This is a genomic window from Pseudosulfitobacter sp. SM2401 (assembly GCF_042932805.1).
Lineage (GTDB): Bacteria > Pseudomonadota > Alphaproteobacteria > Rhodobacterales > Rhodobacteraceae > Ascidiaceihabitans.
The window spans coordinates 141075-159504 of record NZ_CP170633.1 but is presented as its reverse complement, the minus strand read 5'-3'; the positions used below and the strand labels follow the sequence as shown (position 1 = coordinate 159504).

The following is an 18430-nucleotide window of genomic DNA, read 5'->3' as shown; positions in this document are numbered from 1 at the left end:
AACTTTCCCTTGGGCGCGGTATCGTGGGGCAAACCAACAAGAGCGGCCTCATGACATCCCCAAAATTGCGCCAGACCAAACGATCCCTGCCAATCGCCCTGCTGCGTGCGCGCGAAACGATCATGGAACCCGTACGCGACATGCTGTTGCGCAGCCAAATCAGCGAACAAAAATGGCGGGTGCTGCGGGTCGTCGAAGAAATCGGTCCGGTCGAGCAAACCGTGATCGCCAAACGCGCCTGTTTGCTGCTACCCAGCCTTACGCGCCTGATGCACGCGATGGAAAATGATGGGCTGCTGACGCGCAAACCGGGCACCTCGGACCGGCGTAAATCAATCGTGTCGATCACTCTAAAGGGACGCGCGCTGATTGAAGAACACGCCGGCGAAAGCGTTGCCCTTTTTGACAAAATCGAAGATCAGTTCGGGGGCGAAAAGCTCGAACACCTGCTTGATTTGTTAGAAGATCTTCAGGATCTCGACCTGTCAAAGTAGTCGCTATTTCGGCGTTGGAATTTCCACAGGACCACCCTGTTCAGCCCATGTCGAAAACCCTTCTTTCAGGTGGGCGGCGTCAAACCCCATGTCTTGCAACGTCGCCACGGTGATCGCCGAACGCCAGCCAGACGCGCAGTGAAAAACAAACTTTTTGTCCTCGCCAAAGATCGGTTTGAAATACGGGCTGTCGGGATCAACCCAGAATTCGATCATGCCGCGCGGGGCGTGAAAACTGCCCGGAATATGGCCGCGCTGACGTTCGCGTGGATCACGGATATCGACGATCACAACATCCGGGTCATCGACCATCGCGATCAAATCCCTGGTCTCGATTTCCTCAATGCGCGCACGTCCTGCGGCGACCATTTCAGCGGCTGTGATTTTCATTTTCGCCATATCAATTCTCCTGAGTTAACGCAGCCTGCCATGGGCGATAATCAACTGCAACCACCCCCACATTCAACGGGCGGCAGCGATCAATCCTGCCACGTCCAAATGCGTTTCAACATGGTCTGCCAAGGCATCCAACGCCTGCTCGACCGCGCCGCTGTACGACAACCCGCCCGCATCTGCGCCCAAGCTGCGCAGGAACGCCGCGCGCCATGCATCGTCGCTAAACATCCCGTGCAGATAGCTGCCCATGACCCGCCCGTCCGGCGACGCTGCACCTTCGGGATTGCCGTCCACAAACGCAAAGGGGCGCTGACAATCGCGCCCATCCGTGCGACCAATGTGGATCTCGTAGCCATCGAACGGCAAGTCGGTTTTTGCATGCATCGCGCGCACTGTACTCAGCCTTTTGTCGGGGATCATTTGCGTCGCAACATCCAGCAGTCCGAGGCCAGCACTGTCGCCCGCTACGCCTTCGATCCCGTCTGGATCACTGATCGTGTGGCCAAGCATTTGATAGCCGCCACAAATCCCCAAAACATGGCCGCCACGCCGCTGATGCGCGGCCAAATCCACGTCCCATCCTTGGGTGCGCAAATAATCCAGATCGCCGCGGGTCGATTTGCTGCCAGGGATGATCACAAGGTTGGTGTCGGCTGGGATAACTTCACCCGCCTTGAGCATCACCAGCGACACGTTCGGTTCCTGTGCCAGCGGGTCCATGTCGTCAAAATTTGCCATGCGCGACAGCACCAGACAAACGATTTTGAGGCTACCATTTTGCGGGCCAGAGCGGATATCGAGCGCGTCTTCAGCCGGCAACCGCCATGCATCAGTGAACCACGGCACGACGCCAAACCCTTGCCAGCCGGTGTGCTGTGTGATCATCGCGTAGCCGTCGTCAAACAGGCTGGGATCGCCGCGAAATTTGTTGATCATAAAGCCCGCGACACGCGCATTGTCGACCTTGTCCATCACGGCCTGCGTGCCGACGATCTGGGCAATCACGCCGCCCCGATCGATGTCGCCGCACAAGATTACGGGTACATCCGCGGCCTGGGAAAAGCCCATGTTGGCGATGTCACCGGCGCGCAAATTCACCTCGGCCGGGCTGCCTGCGCCCTCGACGATCACCAGATCATGGGAGGCTTTCAAACGCTCGAAACTTTCCACAACCGCTGTCATCAGCGTCGGTTTTAGCTTCGCATATTCACGCGCTTTGACGGTCGCGATACGGTGCCCTTGCACCACGACTTGTGATCCGACATCGGTCTCGGGTTTTAGCAAAACGGGGTTCATATCGGTGTGCGGTTTTAGACCACAGGCCAATGCCTGCAACGCCTGGGCGCGCCCGATTTCGCCGCCATCAGAGGTCACAGCCGCGTTGTTCGACATGTTCTGCGGCTTGAACGGCGCAACGCTCAGCCCCCGTCGCTTTGCCGCGCGACACAGGCCCGCCACCAACATGGATTTCCCGACATTGGATCCGGTGCCTTGGATCATGATTGCCTTACTCATACCGCCCGCTTTCCTGCTTGCTTGACCCTAGGTTGAAACGTCCGCACTGTGGCCTGACATTGTTGGTAAAGTCATAACGAGCACGCATCCATGGAAAAACGCTATCAGGTTTTCATTTCCTCTACATTTCAGGATTTACAGAACGCACGGCAAGAGGAGCTCAGCATTGGATGAAGCGCCGTTCTTTGAGGCTGAAAAAATGGCCATCAAGCTGTTTCGGGAAACGTTGGAGCTACGGCACCCTGAAATTTATGCTCACCTGCCGCGAAACGTTCCGGACGATTACGAAGTCGTCTCACGCGATCTAACAGCCGTCGGATTTGTGTCTGGTGTTAAGTGCTTTCAGGCCCCACCTAACGAACCGGATTCAAAAGATTTTGTCGCATCCGAATTCCACATCTTGAACAAAGGGTTCCCCGTGGGCGGAATGCTCATCCATGTGTGGGACAATGGGATCATCGACTGGATAGAAGGTTACCTTTTTGACGATGAGTGGTCATCATACAACGAAATGGAATACACAATAGAGTGACGGCCAATTGGTTAAGCTGTGACACGTGGGTGTCCCTTAAAACTCCACACCTTTCTGCGCCTTGATCCCATCGCGGAACGGATGCTTGACCAGCGTCATTTCCGTCACCAGATCCGCCGCCTCGATCAACTCTTCTTTCGCGCTCCACCCCATCAAAACCACGCGCGGCTTCTCACCTAGACTCTCGGTCTACATACTGATGGCACTCTAGCTCAAAAACACCAAACGCCTCAAAACAAATCGGGACGATCCACGCCAGGCCTCTTGAGAAATCCGCCACCATCGTGCCTTCTAAAACCGGATAGCTGTCATGCGTGACAAAGCTGATGGTGCCTTTGCTATACTCAGATACGTACATCGCCCACATTTCCCTATCCGTTTTAGGTGGGAACAGCGTGAAACTGACCAGTTCTTTGGCACGGATTTTCGCCATCACCAGATCAAGAACATCTTTCTCGCTGCCCTCAAGATCGGCAAGGTCATAGACGTCGCATCCCAACGGAGCCGCTTGAAATCGATTGTTGACAGAACAACGCCATCCCGACGCCGGAAGCCTTTCAAAGAACTCCCGCCAATTGTTTTCGTCGGGGGTTTGATCAGGTTTTACCTGAACCGTTCCATTGTCAGCGCCCATTCACTTTCCTTCCTGAACAGCTTTCGTCTAGTTTGATATCGGATCAGGTTTGACATGACCCTAACCGTCAAAAGAAAGCGTTAGTCCTAAAACTCCACACCCTTCTGCGCCTTGATCCCATCGCGGAACGGGTGCTTTACGTTGCCCATTTCCGTCACCATATCCGCCGCCTCGATCAGCTCTTCTTTGGCATTGCGTCCCGTCAACACAACATGCGTCATGAACGGCTTTTGTTCTTGCAAGAATTCAACGACCTCGTCGATATCCAGATAGTCATTGCGCAGGGCGATGTTGATTTCGTCCAGCAAAACGAACTGGATCTTGGGGTCCAGAATCACTTCTTTGGCCTGTTCCCAGCCTGCGCGCGCTGCCGCAATATCGCGTTCGCGGTCTTGGGTTTCCCACGTAAATCCTTCGCCAGACACGATGAATTTGCACTCGTCGGCGAACCGTTCTGTCAGAAACGTGCGCTCGCCCGTCGCCCAGTTTCCCTTGATGAATTGCACCACAGCGCAGGGCATTTCATGGGCGATGCAGCGCATTATCATACCGAAACCACTGGAGGATTTGCCTTTGCCCGGCCCCGTGTGCACGACGATCAGACCCTTCTCTTCGGTCTTGGTTTCCATCATGCGATCACGGGCGGCTTTGATCTTTTTCATTTTCTCGGTGTGACGGGTGTTCGTATCGGTCATGGGATGCTCCGCAAATGCTTGACAACAAGGGCCCACAGAGGCAATGCCTTGCGTGCTGGTGCCTGTTCTAGAACAGGTGAAAAGGGAATGCGATAGGGGTAACACCACGTGATGGTATCACCCCCAAGCGCAGCCGCCCCCGCGACCGTGACCGGAAAGGTCGCCCAAACCCACTGACGCAACACGTCGGGAAGGATGGGCAACCGCCAAGGGAAACCTTGATATCCGCAAGCCGGGAGACCTGCCAGCAGACGCGACGTAGACCAAACCGGACGGGGTGTTCCGGGCATGTGATCCCCTGAAGTGCAGGGTGTCGGATGGCCCAACTCTTTCCCTCAACTCTTGAGGCCAAATGAATGACTGAGACCAATCTAGAACCTGTAGAATTGCTGGTCTGCACGACCTGCAAAATGGGTCGCGCCATCGAAGACGACACGCAGCGCCCCGGCAATCTTTTGCACAAAGCGCTGGCAGAACAGGATTTCCCCGAAGGCGTCACCGTGCGCGCGGTGGAATGTTTCACCAACTGCAAAGGCGGATGCAACATCATGGTGCGCGGCGGCAATCGCTACGCCTATGTCTACGGCAACCTTGATCCCGACACCCAGCTCGACATCATCGTTGACGGCGCGACACGCTATTACAACACCGCCGACGGGCTGGTGCCGTGGCGCGAACGCCCCGAACATTTCCGCAAAAACTGCGTTGCCCGAATTCCACCACTGACCCTGCCACAGGATGCTGTAAAATGAGCGATCTCGCCAAACTTCCCGTCACCGTCATCACCGGCTTTCTCGGCGCGGGTAAAACCACGCTGATCCGCCACCTGATCCAGAACCCCCAAGGCAAACGGCTTGCCGTCGTCGTCAATGAATTTGGCGATGTGGGTGTGGACGGCGAGATTTTGAAATCCTGCGCGATCCCCGATTGCCCTGCGGAAAACATCATGGAGCTGTCGAACGGCTGTATCTGCTGCACCGTCGCCGATGACTTTATTCCGACGATCGAAGCACTGATGGCCCTCGAGCCGCGCCCCGATCACATCCTGATCGAAACCTCTGGTCTGGCCCTGCCCAAACCGCTGCTCAAGGCGTTTGACTGGCCAGATATTCGCTCCAAAATCACCGTCGATGGTGTGATCGCATTGGCGGACGCCGAAGCCGTGGCCGATGGTCGTTTCGCCCCCAACGTCGCCGCGGTCGACGCCCAGCGCGAAGCCGACGACAGCCTTGATCACGAAACACCGCTGTCCGAAGTGTTCGAGGATCAGATCAGCTGCGCCGACATCATCCTGCTGACGAAAACCGACCTTGCAGGCCCCGACGGCATCGCATCGGCCCGCGCCGTGATCGAAGCCGAAGCACCACGCAAATTGCCTATCGTTGAAATCAGCGAAGGCATCGTCGACCCGCGCGTGATCCTCGGGCTAGAGGCAGCAGCCGAAGACGACATGGACGCCCGCCCCTCGCATCACGACGGCCATGACGATCACGAACACGATGATTTTGAATCCATCGTGGTCGAAATCCCTGAAATCGACGATCCCGCAGACCTCGTTGCCCGGATCGAAGCCATGGCCAAGTCGCAAAACATCCTGCGCGTCAAAGGCTACGCGGCTGTCACCGGCAAACCGATGCGCCTGTTGGTCCAAGCCGTTGGTGCCCGCGTACGCCACCAGTTTGACCAACCGTGGGGGGCGCAAGAACGCCGTGGCCGCCTCGTGGTTATCGCTGAGCACGACGACGTCAACCCCGACGCGATCCGCGCCGCACTCGTGGGCTAATGCAATGCACGTCGTCTTTCGCGAAAGCCACGGGTTAGAGGAATCCGAAACCCCCATGGATCTCGGGCAAAGCCCCGCAGATCTCGTGGTGCTTTCGTTCTCCGACAGTGATCTCGGGGCATTCGCGGCGGGCTACAAACGGATGGTGGGCGACACGCCCACCTTACGGCTTGCCAACCTGACGGCGCTGAAACACCCCCTGTCTGTCGACACCTACGTGGAACAAACGTTGGACGGCGCGAAGGGCATTCTGATCCGGCTGATCGGTGGCTACGCCTACTGGTCCTACGGGTTGCAGCAGGTCGAAACTCTGTGTCGCGCCAAAGGCATCGCGCTTGCGGTTTTGCCTGCTGACGGGCGTGTGGACACGCGGCTTGATGACGTGTCGACTCTGCCCGTTTCGACGTTACGCCGCCTCTCGCATCTGTGTGATCAGGGCGGCGAAATCGCAGCCCAAGCGGCCCTTGCGCAACTGGCGCTCGCCGCTGGATTGTACGCAGGCCCCGTGCGTGGCTCAAAAATCATGCCGTCCGTCGGCGCATGGACGCCGGAACACGGGGTCACGTGCCCGGTTTTCGCACTGCCAGCTTCAGACAAACCGCGCATCCTGATCAGCTTTTATCGCGCCTACCTAACCGCCGCGGACATGGCCCCGATTAACGCCTTGTTCGACGCCTTCCGTGCCAAAGATTGCGATGTCATCGCGCTGTTTGCCCCCTCGCTCAAATCACCGGACGCCGCCCCATGGCTCGCTCGCCAAGTCGCGCAGCTGGCCCCGGACGCCATCATCAACGCGACGTCATTCTCCGGCAAAGGCGCAAATGGCACCTCACCGCTGGACGCCGCAAACGTCCCCGTTTTCCAGATCGCACTGGGCACCTCGCGCCAAAAAGCATGGCAGGACGCCGAGCGCGGCCTGTCCCCAACCGACCTTGCCATGCACGTGGTTTTACCCGAAGTCGACGGACGCATTTTCGCTGGTGTCGCGTCATTCAAAGAACCGGGCAAACGTGACGACGCCTTGCAATATTCGCGCTTTTCCCACCGCCCCGTGCCAGAGCGGATCACCGCAATCACCGACCAAGTCATGGGCTGGATCAGCCTCGCCAAAACGGCCCAATCGGACAAACAAACAGCCATCGTTCTGTCCACCTACCCCGGTCGAGACTGGAACATGGCGCATGCTGTTGGGCTAGACGCCCTCGCCTCGACTGACGCAATCCTTGATGATCTCAGCGCGCAAGGTTGGCAGATCGACGCCGGCGAACCGCTTGAAAATGCTCTGCAAAACACAATCTCATGGCCGCTCAAAAACTACGAAACCGCCCTTCAAACCCTCCCCGCCCAGCTACAGTCCGACTTGCAACAGGCATGGGGCAGCCCGTCAGACGACCCAATGTGCGTCGGAACTGAGCTGCGTTTTCCCGCCACCCGCAGGGGTGCGGCGCTGGTCGCCCTGCAACCGGAACGGGGCGAAGTCGCAGCACGGGAAGACGACTATCACGACCTGTCGCGCACCCCACGCCACGGCTACGTCGCCTTCTACCTCTGGCTCAAATCCCAAGGCATCGACGCCCTGATCCACGTCGGCGCACACGGCACCCTCGAATGGCTACCGGGCAAGGCAGTCGCGCTCTCAAACGAATGCTGGCCAACCGCCCTCATCGGCGCGACTCCCGTCATTTACCCCTTCATCGTCAATGACCCTGGCGAAGCGGCCCAAGCAAAACGGCGCATCGGCGCGCTCACTTTGGGCCACATCCCGCCCGCCCTCAAACAAAGTGAAACCCCGGACCAATTCATCCGCCTTGAAACCCTGCTTGACGAATTCTCCAACGCCGACGGGCTTGACCCGCGCCGCCGCGACCGCCTGCAATCCGATATCCGCGCCGAAGCCCAAGCCATTGGCGTCGAAGCAGACCTCGGCCTTGACCAAGCCTCCTCCACCGCCGAAGCGATCACCCGCATTGACCGCTTCGTCTGTGACATCAAGGAAAGCCAGTTTGGCGACGGGCTGCACATCTACGGGCGCACGCCCGACATCATGCCCAACTTCGACGGGCACGCCGCAGCCACGGGCGAACGCGACGGGCTACGCGACGCATTGGCGGGCAAACGCATCGACGCGGGGCCATCCGGTTCCCCCTATCGCGGTCGCACGGACGTGCTGCCAACAGGTCGAAATCTGTTCACGACAGACCCGCGATCGGTGCCGACACGCTCGGCCTATGCCCAAGGCGTCAAGCTCGCTGAAGAACTCGTGCGCCGCCATTTGCAAGACGAAGGCGACTACCCAAAGGGCCTGATCGTCGACCTTTGGGGCTCTGCCACCATGCGCACGGCGGGCGAGGAATTCGCCATGGCGCTGCATTTGCTCGGCGTGCGGCCCGTTTGGGACAAAGGATCCGAACGGGTGTCGGGCATAGAAATCTTGCCGATCACCGAACTCGACCGCCCACGGCTGGACGTGACCCTGCGCGTCTCAGGCCTGTTTCGCGACGTGTTTCCCAGCCTATCGGCCTTGTTTGCCCAAGCAATCCGGGCCCTCAGCGCCCGCGACGAAGCACCGGACTGGAACCCCTACGCAGGCAAAATCGCCGAAGACCGCGTGTTTGGGCCCGCGCCGGGCAGCTACGGCCTTGGCATGGGCGCGCTGGTCGACACCTACGACGACGCCAGCCGAAAGGCTGCGGGCGAGGCATGGCTCAAGGCCAGCGCCTACGCCTTTGACGGGCAAAACATCACGAAAAACGCCGAAGGGATCAAAGCGCGCATCGAGAATTCCGACAGCTTTGTGCACCCCCAAGATCTGCCCGAAACCGACATTCTGCTGGCCGTTGACTACGCCACCCACGAGGCGGGCTTTGCTGCCGCAAAGGCCGCAACGGGTGGTGCCCCGGCCGCCTTGTACCACCTTGATAACACGGTTCCCGGCCAGCCCCGTGCGCGGTCGCTACCCGAAGAGGTCGCGCGCGTTGTGCGGGCCCGCGCCGCCAATCCCGCATGGATCGCAGGCATGCAACGGCACGGATTTCGTGGTGCCGCCGAAATCGCCATGACGCTGGATCACATGGGCACTTTTGCGCATTTAGCAGGGTCCGTTCCCGCGCATTTGTTCGATCTGTACTACGATGCAACATTGGGCGATGCGGCCGTCACCGCGTTTCTTGAGGATGCAAATCCGCAGGCGTTGGCCGCCATGCGCGACCGTTTTGCAGCCCTGCACGATGCCGGTCTTTGGACCACACGGCGCAATTCGATCGCGGCGCAAATGGCGGCTGGCGAATGAGCGATCCGACAGTCAAAGGCTGGTGCCCAGGGGCCTACCGCCCGATGATGTCCGGCGATGGGTTGATCATCCGCGTGCGTCCTCGCGCAGGTCAGCTAAGTGCTGCACAAACCCTTGGCCTGTGCGACATCGCGCGGACCCATGCCAATGGTTTGATCGACCTGACCAACCGCGCCAACCTGCAATTGCGCGGGGTGGATGAGGCCAAACACCAAGCCGTGCTCGACGCTTTGCTCGCACTTGATTTGCTGGACGAGACACCTGAAATCGAGGCCCGCCGCAACATCATCGTCGCCCCTTTGCGCCAAGCAGGCAGCCTAAGCGAACGCCTTGCCGACGCCCTGACCAGCCGTCTCGGTGATCTCCCGCCATTGCCCGCCAAATTCGGTTTTGCCATCGACGCGGATGGAGCGCGGCAGCTGGAAAACGCACCCGCCGATATCCGCATCGAAGCCGCCCCTTGCGGATTGATCGTGCGCGCCGATGGATCGCCTCTTGGTCAAGCGGTCACTCCAGACACGGCCATTGACGCGGTGTTAACCCTCGCACGGTGGTTTCAGACGTCGAAAACCAACGACATCCGGCGCATGGCCCCACATCTTGCGGCAACACCTCTGCCCCATTGTTTCGCGTGCGAAACAACCGGAGCGCGCGCGCCGATGCTGACCCCGGGAAAAATTAAGGCCGGTCAAATCTACGGCGCGCCGTTCGGTAGCATGCCCGCCGCAGACCTTGCCAGGCTCGTGGAAAAATCAAACGCGACCGCGATGATCGTCACGCCGTTTCGCCAATTCTTGCTGCTGGATGCGCAACCGACAGCGACCACGTTCATCACTGAACCCAACGATGCACGATTGCGTGTCGATGCCTGCTCTGGTGCGCCTGCCTGCCCCGCCGCATCCATCGCCACACGCGACGTTGCAAACGCAATTGCCCCCCACCTGAGCGGCCAAACCCTGCACGTCTCAGGCTGTGCCAAAGGCTGCGCCCGCCCACGCCCCGCAGATGTCGTTCTGGTCGGCAATGACGGCGCGTTTGACCTTGTTCAAAACGGACATCCGTGGGATGTGCCATCGCTGTGCGGGCTCACGCTTGAACAAGCCGTCAAAGAAATAGGACCACGTTGAATGCCTTACGAGTACGAAAAAAGTGGCGCGGCCATTTACAAAGACAGCTTTGCGACCATCCGGCGCGAGGCTGACCTGACCCGTTTTAAAGGCGACAATGAGATGTTCGCCGTGCGCATGATCCACGCAGCCGGCATGGTTGGCTTGGCCGAATTCATCCACTTTTCCGACGACTTTGGAACGGTGGCGCGCGCCGCTCTTGAGGCAGGCGCGCCGATCTTGTGTGACGCGCACATGGTGTCCGAAGGGGTAACGCGCAAACGCATGCCCGCCGACAATCAGGTCATCTGCACCTTGCGCGATCCGCGCGTTCCGGGCATGGCCGCCGAAATGGGCAACACGCGATCGGCCGCGGCACTTGAACTTTGGCGCCCGCACTTGGACGGTGCTTTGGTCGCGATTGGCAACGCGCCAACCGCCTTGTTCCACTTGCTGAACATGCTCGAAGACCCCACCTGCCCTCGCCCTGCAGCGATCATCGGCTGCCCTGTCGGGTTCATCGGCGCGGCCGAAAGCAAGGACGCACTTTGGGCAGATCGGCCTGTCCCATCTGCCATCGTCAAAGGCCGATTGGGCGGCAGTGCAATCACCGTCGCCGCAATCAATGCGGTGGCGAGCCGCATCGAATGAGCACCGGAACAATATACGGCGTCGGCCTTGGGCCGGGCAATCCCGACCTACTCAGCGTCAAGGCAGATCGCCTTGTGCGGGGTGCCAAACACGTGGCGTTTTTCCGCAAAGCCGGACGCGCCGGGCAATCGCGCAAAATCGCGGACCCGTTGCTGCCAAAAGGCGTCATCGAATTCGCGATGGAATATCCCGTCACCACCGAAATTCCGCTGTCCGATCCGCGCTACAACGAAATCCTGTCGGCGTTTTATGAGGACTGCGCGGCCCACCTGCGCGCCCTTGCAGAGGCCGGAAACGACGTGGTTGTCCTGTGCGAAGGCGACCCGTTTTTCTACGGCTCGTTCATGCACATGTACACGCGGCTGAACGACGTGGTCCCCGTCGATGTCGTGCCTGCGATCACCGGAATGTCGGGCGCTTGGACCGCGACTGGTGCGCCGATCACGTGGGGCGACGACGTGTTGACCGTGCTGATGGGCACCCTGCCCGAAGCAGAGCTAAGCCGCCGCATGGCCGACACCGATGCACTGGTCGTGATGAAAATCGGGCGCAACATCGACAAGGTCCGTGACGCTCTGCGCGCGGCTGGAAAATACGATGATGCGTGGCTGGTTGAATTCGCGCAGATGCCGAACCAAACCGTTCAAAAACTGTCTGAGGCGGGCGACAAAGTCACCCCGTATTTCTCGATCATCATCGTGCATGGACAGGGCAGACGACCGTGACGGGACGCGTTTCCATCGTCGGCCTTGGGCCTGGAAACGAGGATCTCGTAACACCTCAGGTGCGCGCCGCGTTGGCCACAGCCACGGACGTTGTTGGCTACTTTCCCTACGTGGCACGGGTCGCGCCGCGCGACGGGCTAACGCTGCACGGCTCTGACAACCGCGTCGAAATTGATCGCTCGCAACACGCCTTGCAGATGGCGGCGCAGGGGCAACAGGTTGTGGTCGTTTCGTCCGGTGATCCGGGCGTGTTTGCCATGGCTGCTGCTGTGTTCGAAGCGCTGGAAAAGGGCCCTGCGGAATGGCTAGACATTCAAATCGATGTGCTGCCAGGGATCACCGCGATGCTTGCCGCATCTGCCCGCGCCGGTGCGCCGCTGGGCCATGATTTTTGCGCAATAAATCTTAGCGACAATTTGAAACCGTGGAGCACTATCGAAAAGCGTTTGCGCCTTGCCGCCGAGGCCGATTTCGCAATGGCGTTCTACAACCCGCGTTCCAAATCGCGCCCCGAAGGGTTTGTCAAAACGCTCGAAATTCTCAAGGATGCGTGCGGCGATGATCGTCCCGTCATCTTTGCGCGCAACGTGTCACACGCCGACGAAGAACTGCGGATTGTGCCGCTGTCCCAGACGACGCCAGACATGGCGGACATGCGCACGATGGTGCTGGTGGGTTCATCCCAAACGCGGATTATCGAGCGCCCGCAGGGGCCAATCGTTTACACGCCGCGCTCGGTGCTGGAATGATCCAACCACGCCAAAACCTGCGCCGAACTACCGACCTCTGGGCGCGCTGGAATGGCGGGGCGATCGATCATGATGATCGGCAAATTCAACGTACGCGCCGCGTCAATTTTCGCGCGCGCCCCTGTGCCGCCAGCGTTTTTGGAGACGATCAATTCGACGCCGTGTTCGCGCATCAAAGCGATGTCATTTTCAGTGCTAAACGGGCCTTGATCAACGACAATGTGACGGTTTGGCAAGGGCACCTCGCCGTCCGGCGCATCGACGAGGCGCAGCAAATACCTGTGCTGGGGCTGCGGCGCAAAAGCGTCCAGATGCATGCGCCCAATCGCCAGCATCACGTTTTTGGACGGACCGCGCAGCGCGGCCACTGCGGCGTCGATATCCGGCACGTGGGTCCAGTTGTCACCGGTTTCGGGCTGCCATTTGGGGCGGGTCAAAGCAATCAGCTGCGTGCCCGTTTGCCCGCATGCGTCAACAGCGTTCATGCTCATTTGTGCGGCAAACGGATGGGTCGCATCGACGACGTGCGTGATGCCGTTTTCGTGGATGTAGTTCACCAAACCGTCCACGCCACCAAAGCCACCGATGCGCGTCGGCAGGGGTTGCCGCTTGGGGCGCGCAACCCGTCCCGCGTAGGAAAATGTGGCGGTGATACCAACCTCGTGCACCGCGATGGCAAGGGCCGTAGCTTCGGTTGTGCCACCAAGGATCAGGAGGGTGTGTGCCATGTCTGAAACTCCTTGGTTAACCATTGTGGGCTTGGGCGAAGATGGACCAGAAGCCATGAGCCCCGCAAGCCTGAAAGCCCTTGAGGACGCCGAAATCATCATGGGGGCACCGCGCCATTTGGCGTTGTTGCCTGACCTCAAAGCCGACCGCATCGAATGGCCAATCCCGTTTTCAAACGGCATTCCCATTTTGGCAGGTTTGCGTGGTCACCGCGTGGTGGTCTTGGCCTCTGGTGATCCGTTTTGGTACGGTGCCGGGTCGGTTTTGGCGCGCAATTTTGCGCCAGCCGAATGGCGTGCGCTGGCAGGTCCGGCGACGTTTTCCCTGGCCGCCGCGCACATGGGTTGGCCGCTTGAGGACACCATTTGCATTGGTTTGCATGCCGCGCCGCTGTCGCGTTTGCGTCCGCATCTGGGGCACGATGCACAGGCGATTGTGTTGCTGCGCGACGGTGCGGCTGTGGCTGATTTGGGGGCCTACCTTGAGGGGCTTGGATTTGGCGACACAGAGATGACGGTGATGGAGGCCTTGGGTGGTCCGCGCCAAAAGGTTCGCACAGCGGTGCCTGCCACATTGCCCGCAGACATCGCGCACCCTGTGTGTGTCGCCTTGAAAATTTCGGGCAAAGGCGCGGAATTCACCCACGCGAGCGGTCGCGCTGACGCGCTGTTTGCAAACGACGGTCAGATCACCAAACGTCCGGTGCGCGCGTTGACATTGTCGGCCTTGGCCCCTGCATTTGGCGAACATTTGTGGGATCTCGGCGCAGGCTCGGGCTCCATCGCGATTGAATGGTTGTTGTCGCATCCCTCGCTCAGCGCCACGGCGGTCGAGGTTGATCCGACTCGCGCCGAACGCGCCACGCAGAACGCACTCCATCTGGGGGTGGACCGTCTAAAGATCGTCAACGCCGCGGCGCTGGACGTCATCGCAGGATTGCCAAAACCCGATGTCGTTTTCATCGGTGGCGGCGTCAGTCAACAGCTGCTGGACGCGCTATGGCAAACGGTCCCGATGGGCACCCGCATCGTTGCCAATGCCGTCACGCTAGAGGCCGAGGCGTTGCTTGCCAAATGGCATGGTCATAGGGGCGGCGAATTGCTGCGGATCGAACTGGCGCACTCCAAACCGCTGGGGTCAAAACGCGGCTGGTCCAGCGCCTATCCGATTGTGCAATGGAGCGTGACACGATGATCGTCGCCGGGCTCGGATTCAACAGCAAGGCAACGCCCGACAGTCTGGCAGATGCGCTGGACGCGACGGGCTACGCGACCTCTGTGTCCGTGCTCGCAACGCCCGAAGACAAGATCAAAGCACCCGTCATTTTGGACTTTGCCAAATCGCGCGGCCTGTTGGTTTTGCCAATCCAGCCGCATCAATTGGAAGCCGTCCAAACCCACACGCAGTCCGTTGTCAGCCGCATGATGCGTCGCATCGGATCGGTGGCCGAGGCCGCAGCGCTTGCCGCCGCTGGCCCAAACGCCGCCCTGCTTGCCACCCGTAAAATATCAGATGACCGCACCGCCACATGCGCCATTGCCAAAGGAGCCACCCCATGACCGTTCACTTTATTGGCGCAGGCCCCGGCGCGCCTGACCTGCTGACCTTGCGCGGCCGCGACATCATCGCCGCCTGCCCAGTTTGCCTGTACGCGGGGTCGCTTGTGCCCGAGGAAATCCTCGGCCATTGCCCTGAGGGGGCCGAAATCATCAATACCGCTGGCATGGATTTAGACCAGATCATTGCGGCCTGCCAAACTGCCACGGACGCAGGCAAAGACGTTGCGCGATTGCACTCGGGCGACTTGTCCGTATGGTCCGCGATGGGGGAACAAATGCGCCGGTTGCGCACCGCACAAATCCCCGTCAGCGTGACGCCCGGTGTGCCGTCATTTGCCGCGGCCGCCGCCGCGTTGGGCACGGAATTAACCCTGCCAGGCCTTGCCCAATCCGTCGTGTTGACCCGCACGCAAGGGCGCGCATCGTCGATGCCCGCGGGCGAAAGCCTTACCAATTTCGCCGCCACTGGCGCCACCCTCGCGATCCACTTGTCAATCCAGAACCTCGACACGGTTGTGGCCGATCTGACCCCGAATTACGGCGATGACTGCCCCGTGGCCGTTGTCTACCGCGCCTCTTGGCCGGACGAACAAATCATCCGCGCGACCCTGTCGACCATCGCAGACGTCATCACGCCCCAAATCGCGCGCACCGCGTTGATCCTTGTTGGCCCTGCGTTGGCGGGCGAAGGCTTCGACGAAAGCTGCCTGTATTCCACCGACTACGACCGCCGCTACCGCCCTCAAACCGCCGACAGCCCGTGGGCCAGCTGGAGTGAAAAAGATGAGTAATCCACCAAAAGGTCTGCTGATTTCAGCGCCCAGTTCCGGCACTGGAAAAACCACGGTGATGCTGGGGTTGTTGCGTGCATTGGCCCAAGACGGTCTGGCCGTGCAACCGTTCAAAAGCGGACCTGACTACATCGACCCCGCGTTCCACCGGGCAGCCGCTGGTCGTGCGTCGTTTAATTTCGACACCTGGGCGATGAACGAAGGGTTGCTTGGCGCGATTTCGGCGCAATCCGCAGGGGCCGACATTGTTATCGCCGAGGGCTCGATGGGCCTGTACGACGGCGTCGCGTTTGCGGGCGAAACCGGTCACGGCACCAGCGCTGAAACGGCGGCCAAAATGGGCTGGGGCGTGATCCTTGTGATCGACGTTTCGGGCCAAGCACAATCGGCCGCCGCCGTCGCCTTGGGCTTTCGCGAATACCGTCCCGATCTGAATTTTGCCGGCGTGATCCTGAACCGCGTTGCCAGCCCGCGCCACGAACGTTTGACCCGTTTGGGGATGGAGGCGCATGGCATCAAAGTGCTCGGCAGCTTGCCCCGTCGCGGTGATCTGGCCCTACCCGAACGCCACCTTGGGCTGATCCAAGCCTTCGAACATCCCGACCTTGAGGCCGCGATTTCCGGCTACGCTGATTTCTTGCGCGAGAACGTCGATCTAGAGGCGATCAAAGCGGCAGCAACAGGCGGCGAAACGCTGGTGCCCGGGTCTTTGCCGAAACCACCTGCGCAGAAAATCGCGCTGGCCCAAGATGCGGCGTTTTCGTTCACCTACCCGCATTTGCTGGCAGGGTGGCGCGCGGCGGGCGCAGAGATCACACCGTTTTCACCGCTGGCTGATGAGGCCCCCGCAGCAGACGCTGATCTGGTCTGGTTGCCCGGTGGCTATCCGGAATTGCACGCAGGTCAATTGGCCGCCGCCCAGACGTTTCGTAAGGCGATGCTTCAGCACGCCGAAACCCGGCCCGTTCACGGCGAATGCGGTGGCTACATGGCACTGGGTCAGGCGCTGATCGACAAAGAAGGCAACAGTCACGAGATGCTCGGACTGCTCGGGCTGGTGACCTCGTATGAAAAACGAAAGTTCCATTTGGGGTATCGTAAGGCGCAGCTTGGTGCGCCAATGCCGGGGTTCGAGGCAGGCGCGACTTTGCGCGGGCACGAATTCCACTACTCGACAATCCTCGAAGAACCGGATGCCCCCTTGGCCGAGGTTTTGGACGCCGAAGGTGCGCCCGTGCCCGAAACCGGATCGATCAAAGGCCACACGACCGGTACGTTTTTCCACCTGATCGCCGAGGCAGAATCGTGACGGGTTTTGTCAGCTTTGTGGGCTCCGGTCCCGGTGATCCAGAGCTGCTGACGCTTAAGGCCGTGGACCGTTTGAAACGGGCCGAAGCGGTGCTGTTTGACGACCTGTCCTCTGGCCCGATCCTGACCCATGCGGCGGCGGGCGCGGATCTGGTTGGCGTCGGCAAACGCGCCGGTCGCGCATCGCCCAAACAGTCCCACGTGTCGCAATTGCTGGTTGACTACGCGGCCACAGGCGCGCGCGTTGTTCGCTTGAAAAGCGGCGATGGTGGCATGTTCGGTCGCCTCGAGGAAGAAATGGTTGCACTGAAAGCTGCGGGCATCCCCTACGAAATTATTCCAGGAATTCCATCGGCTTGTGCCGCCGCAGCCGCTGCTGGCATTCCGCTGACCCGTCGTTTGACCGCGCGTCGTGTGCAGTTTGTGACCGGCCATGACGTGAACGGCATGCTGCCCGATGATGCGAACTTGACCGCATTGGCCGACCCAAAGGCGACCACGGTTGTGTTCATGGGCAAACGCACGTTTCCCGCCCTTGCCGCGCAGTTGATTGCCCATGGTTTGCCCGCCGACACGCCCGCCTTGTTGGCCGAGGCCGTCAGCACCCCTGACCAAGTTTTGCGCCGCACCACGATCCAACAATTGGCCGATGATTTGGCCTCCGAAATCGGCACCGCCGCTGCCCTGATCCTGTACGGCCCGCTTGCGGATGATGACGATGCGTGAACTGACCCTGATCGGCATCGGGACTGGCAATCCAGACCACCTGACATTCGAGGGCGCGCGCGCCATTCAGCGGGCCGAAACGATTCTGATTCCGCGCAAGGGCGATCAAAAATCCGACCTCGCGGATTTGCGCCGTCAGATCATCGACACTGTCGCGCCAGACTGTGCCGCAAAAATCATCGAATTCGATCTGCCCACCCGCGCAGCTGATGGCGATTATCTGAACAACGTCGATCTTTGGCACGACGCGATTGCCGAGGCGTGGAAAGCGGCTGCCGGCACGGCCGAAACTGCGGCCCTGCTGATCTGGGGGGATCCGTCGCTGTACGACAGTTCGCTGCGGATCGCGTCGCGCCTAACGCCCTACCCCAAGATCAAAGTGATCGCAGGCATCACGTCTTTACAAGCGCTTACCGCCGCCCATGCCATCCCGATCAACGACATTGGCGCGCCGTTTGTTGTGGCCACAGGCCGTCAATTACGCGACCATGGCTGGCCCAAAGATGCGGATACGGCAGTGTTCATGCTGGATGGAAACTGCGCCTTCCAAACCTTGGCCTTGGCAGACTACGACATCTGGTGGGGTGCCTATTTGGGGATGGAGAACCAAGTGATCCGGTCCGGCCCGCTGGCAGACGTCTGTGCGGACATCATCGAAACCCGTGCACAGGCCCGCGCCGATCACGGCTGGATCATGGACGCGTATTTATTGCGCCGCCGCACGTAAGTCGCCTCTTGCGCGACTCGT

At 60.1% G+C, this 18430-nt stretch carries 20 protein-coding genes, 1 pseudogene and 1 riboswitch; of the genes and pseudogenes, 15 read left to right on the top strand and 6 right to left on the bottom strand.

Annotated elements, in window-relative coordinates; all coding sequences use genetic code 11:
* Positions 1 to 50: 50 nt before the first annotated feature.
* Positions 51 to 494, top strand: a complete 444-nt coding sequence (gene hpaR / locus ACFIO0_RS00820) for a homoprotocatechuate degradation operon regulator HpaR (RefSeq protein ID WP_390912691.1) — start codon at positions 51 to 53, stop codon at positions 492 to 494.
* Positions 495 to 497: 3 nt separating this feature from the next.
* On the opposite strand, the gene ACFIO0_RS00815 is transcribed toward hpaR, so the two are convergent.
* Together ACFIO0_RS00815 and ACFIO0_RS00810 are read right to left on the bottom strand one after the other, a co-directional pair.
* A complete protein-coding gene (locus tag ACFIO0_RS00815; protein ID WP_390912689.1) occupies positions 498 to 893 on the bottom strand; it encodes a rhodanese-like domain-containing protein in 396 nt (131 codons plus the stop codon).
* Between the two features lie 63 nt (positions 894 to 956).
* Positions 957 to 2405: a cobyric acid synthase gene (locus tag ACFIO0_RS00810; protein WP_390912687.1), complete on the bottom strand. Its 1449-nt coding sequence runs from the start codon at positions 2403 to 2405 to the stop codon at positions 957 to 959.
* A gap of 166 nt (positions 2406 to 2571) precedes the next feature.
* Here ACFIO0_RS00810 and ACFIO0_RS00805 point away from each other — a divergent pair, with 166 nt between their 5' ends.
* Positions 2572 to 2937 (top strand): hypothetical protein, encoded by a 366-nt coding sequence (locus tag ACFIO0_RS00805; protein ID WP_390912685.1) that lies wholly within the window; start codon positions 2572 to 2574, stop codon positions 2935 to 2937.
* 36 nt (positions 2938 to 2973) lie between these two features.
* On the opposite strand, the pseudogene ACFIO0_RS00800 reads toward ACFIO0_RS00805, so the two are convergent.
* From ACFIO0_RS00800 to cobO, 3 genes and pseudogenes are all read right to left on the bottom strand, one after another.
* A pseudogene (locus ACFIO0_RS00800) lies at positions 2974 to 3111 on the bottom strand (cob(I)yrinic acid a,c-diamide adenosyltransferase); the annotation flags it as partial.
* Positions 3110 to 3571, bottom strand: coding sequence for a hypothetical protein (locus tag ACFIO0_RS00795; protein WP_390912683.1), 462 nt, complete (start codon positions 3569 to 3571; stop codon positions 3110 to 3112). The gene ACFIO0_RS00795 and the pseudogene ACFIO0_RS00800, both read right to left, overlap by 2 nt.
* Positions 3572 to 3657: 86 nt before the next feature.
* Complete coding sequence (cobO, locus tag ACFIO0_RS00790; protein ID WP_390912681.1) at positions 3658 to 4266, bottom strand: cob(I)yrinic acid a,c-diamide adenosyltransferase; 609 nt, start codon at positions 4264 to 4266, stop codon at positions 3658 to 3660.
* A 39-nt stretch (positions 4267 to 4305) separates the two neighbouring features.
* Positions 4306 to 4530: riboswitch (cobalamin riboswitch) on the top strand.
* Positions 4531 to 4622: 92 nt separating this feature from the next.
* Here cobO and ACFIO0_RS00785 point away from each other — a divergent pair.
* The 7 genes from ACFIO0_RS00785 to cobJ are packed head-to-tail and all read left to right on the top strand — an operon-like array spanning position 4623 to position 12569.
* Positions 4623 to 5018: a DUF1636 family protein gene (locus ACFIO0_RS00785; protein WP_390912679.1), complete on the top strand. Its 396-nt coding sequence runs from the start codon at positions 4623 to 4625 to the stop codon at positions 5016 to 5018.
* A complete protein-coding gene (gene cobW / locus ACFIO0_RS00780; protein WP_390912677.1) occupies positions 5015 to 6049 on the top strand; it encodes a cobalamin biosynthesis protein CobW in 1035 nt (344 codons plus the stop codon). The genes ACFIO0_RS00785 and cobW overlap by 4 nt, the downstream gene beginning before the upstream one ends.
* Positions 6050 to 6053: 4 nt before the next feature.
* A complete protein-coding gene (gene cobN / locus ACFIO0_RS00775) occupies positions 6054 to 9338 on the top strand; it encodes a cobaltochelatase subunit CobN (RefSeq protein ID WP_390912675.1) in 3285 nt (1094 codons plus the stop codon).
* A complete protein-coding gene (locus tag ACFIO0_RS00770; RefSeq protein ID WP_390912673.1) occupies positions 9335 to 10465 on the top strand; it encodes a cobalamin biosynthesis protein CobG in 1131 nt (376 codons plus the stop codon). Before cobN ends, ACFIO0_RS00770 begins: the two co-directional genes overlap by 4 nt.
* On the top strand, positions 10466 to 11095 hold the full coding sequence (locus ACFIO0_RS00765) for a precorrin-8X methylmutase (protein WP_390912671.1): 630 nt from the start codon (positions 10466 to 10468) through the stop codon (positions 11093 to 11095).
* A complete protein-coding gene (locus ACFIO0_RS00760) occupies positions 11092 to 11820 on the top strand; it encodes a precorrin-2 C(20)-methyltransferase (protein ID WP_390912669.1) in 729 nt (242 codons plus the stop codon). The genes ACFIO0_RS00765 and ACFIO0_RS00760 overlap by 4 nt, the downstream gene beginning before the upstream one ends.
* A complete protein-coding gene (gene cobJ, locus ACFIO0_RS00755) occupies positions 11817 to 12569 on the top strand; it encodes a precorrin-3B C(17)-methyltransferase (RefSeq protein ID WP_390912667.1) in 753 nt (250 codons plus the stop codon). Before ACFIO0_RS00760 ends, cobJ begins: the two co-directional genes overlap by 4 nt.
* On the opposite strand, the gene ACFIO0_RS00750 is transcribed toward cobJ, so the two are convergent.
* Positions 12542 to 13297 (bottom strand): cobalt-precorrin-6A reductase, encoded by a 756-nt coding sequence (locus ACFIO0_RS00750; protein WP_390912665.1) that lies wholly within the window; start codon positions 13295 to 13297, stop codon positions 12542 to 12544. The two genes, cobJ and ACFIO0_RS00750, sit on opposite strands and share 28 nt — an antisense overlap.
* Here ACFIO0_RS00750 and cbiE point away from each other — a divergent pair.
* From cbiE to cobF, 6 genes are read left to right on the top strand one after another with little or no spacing between them, the layout of a single operon-like run.
* Positions 13296 to 14492, top strand: coding sequence for a precorrin-6y C5,15-methyltransferase (decarboxylating) subunit CbiE (gene cbiE, locus ACFIO0_RS00745; protein WP_390912663.1), 1197 nt, complete (start codon positions 13296 to 13298; stop codon positions 14490 to 14492). The genes ACFIO0_RS00750 and cbiE overlap by 2 nt on opposite strands.
* Positions 14489 to 14857, top strand: a complete 369-nt coding sequence (locus tag ACFIO0_RS00740) for a cobalamin biosynthesis protein (protein ID WP_390912661.1) — start codon at positions 14489 to 14491, stop codon at positions 14855 to 14857. Before cbiE ends, ACFIO0_RS00740 begins: the two co-directional genes overlap by 4 nt.
* Positions 14854 to 15648: a precorrin-4 C(11)-methyltransferase gene (gene cobM / locus ACFIO0_RS00735; protein WP_390912659.1), complete on the top strand. Its 795-nt coding sequence runs from the start codon at positions 14854 to 14856 to the stop codon at positions 15646 to 15648. The genes ACFIO0_RS00740 and cobM overlap by 4 nt, the downstream gene beginning before the upstream one ends.
* Positions 15641 to 16957: a cobyrinate a,c-diamide synthase gene (locus tag ACFIO0_RS00730; RefSeq protein WP_390912657.1), complete on the top strand. Its 1317-nt coding sequence runs from the start codon at positions 15641 to 15643 to the stop codon at positions 16955 to 16957. Before cobM ends, ACFIO0_RS00730 begins: the two co-directional genes overlap by 8 nt.
* A complete protein-coding gene (gene cobA / locus ACFIO0_RS00725; protein ID WP_390912655.1) occupies positions 16954 to 17682 on the top strand; it encodes a uroporphyrinogen-III C-methyltransferase in 729 nt (242 codons plus the stop codon). Before ACFIO0_RS00730 ends, cobA begins: the two co-directional genes overlap by 4 nt.
* Entirely contained in the window at positions 17675 to 18409 is a 735-nt protein-coding gene (gene cobF, locus ACFIO0_RS00720; protein ID WP_390912653.1) for a precorrin-6A synthase (deacetylating), read from the top strand. The genes cobA and cobF overlap by 8 nt, the downstream gene beginning before the upstream one ends.
* Positions 18410 to 18430 lie beyond the last annotated feature (21 nt).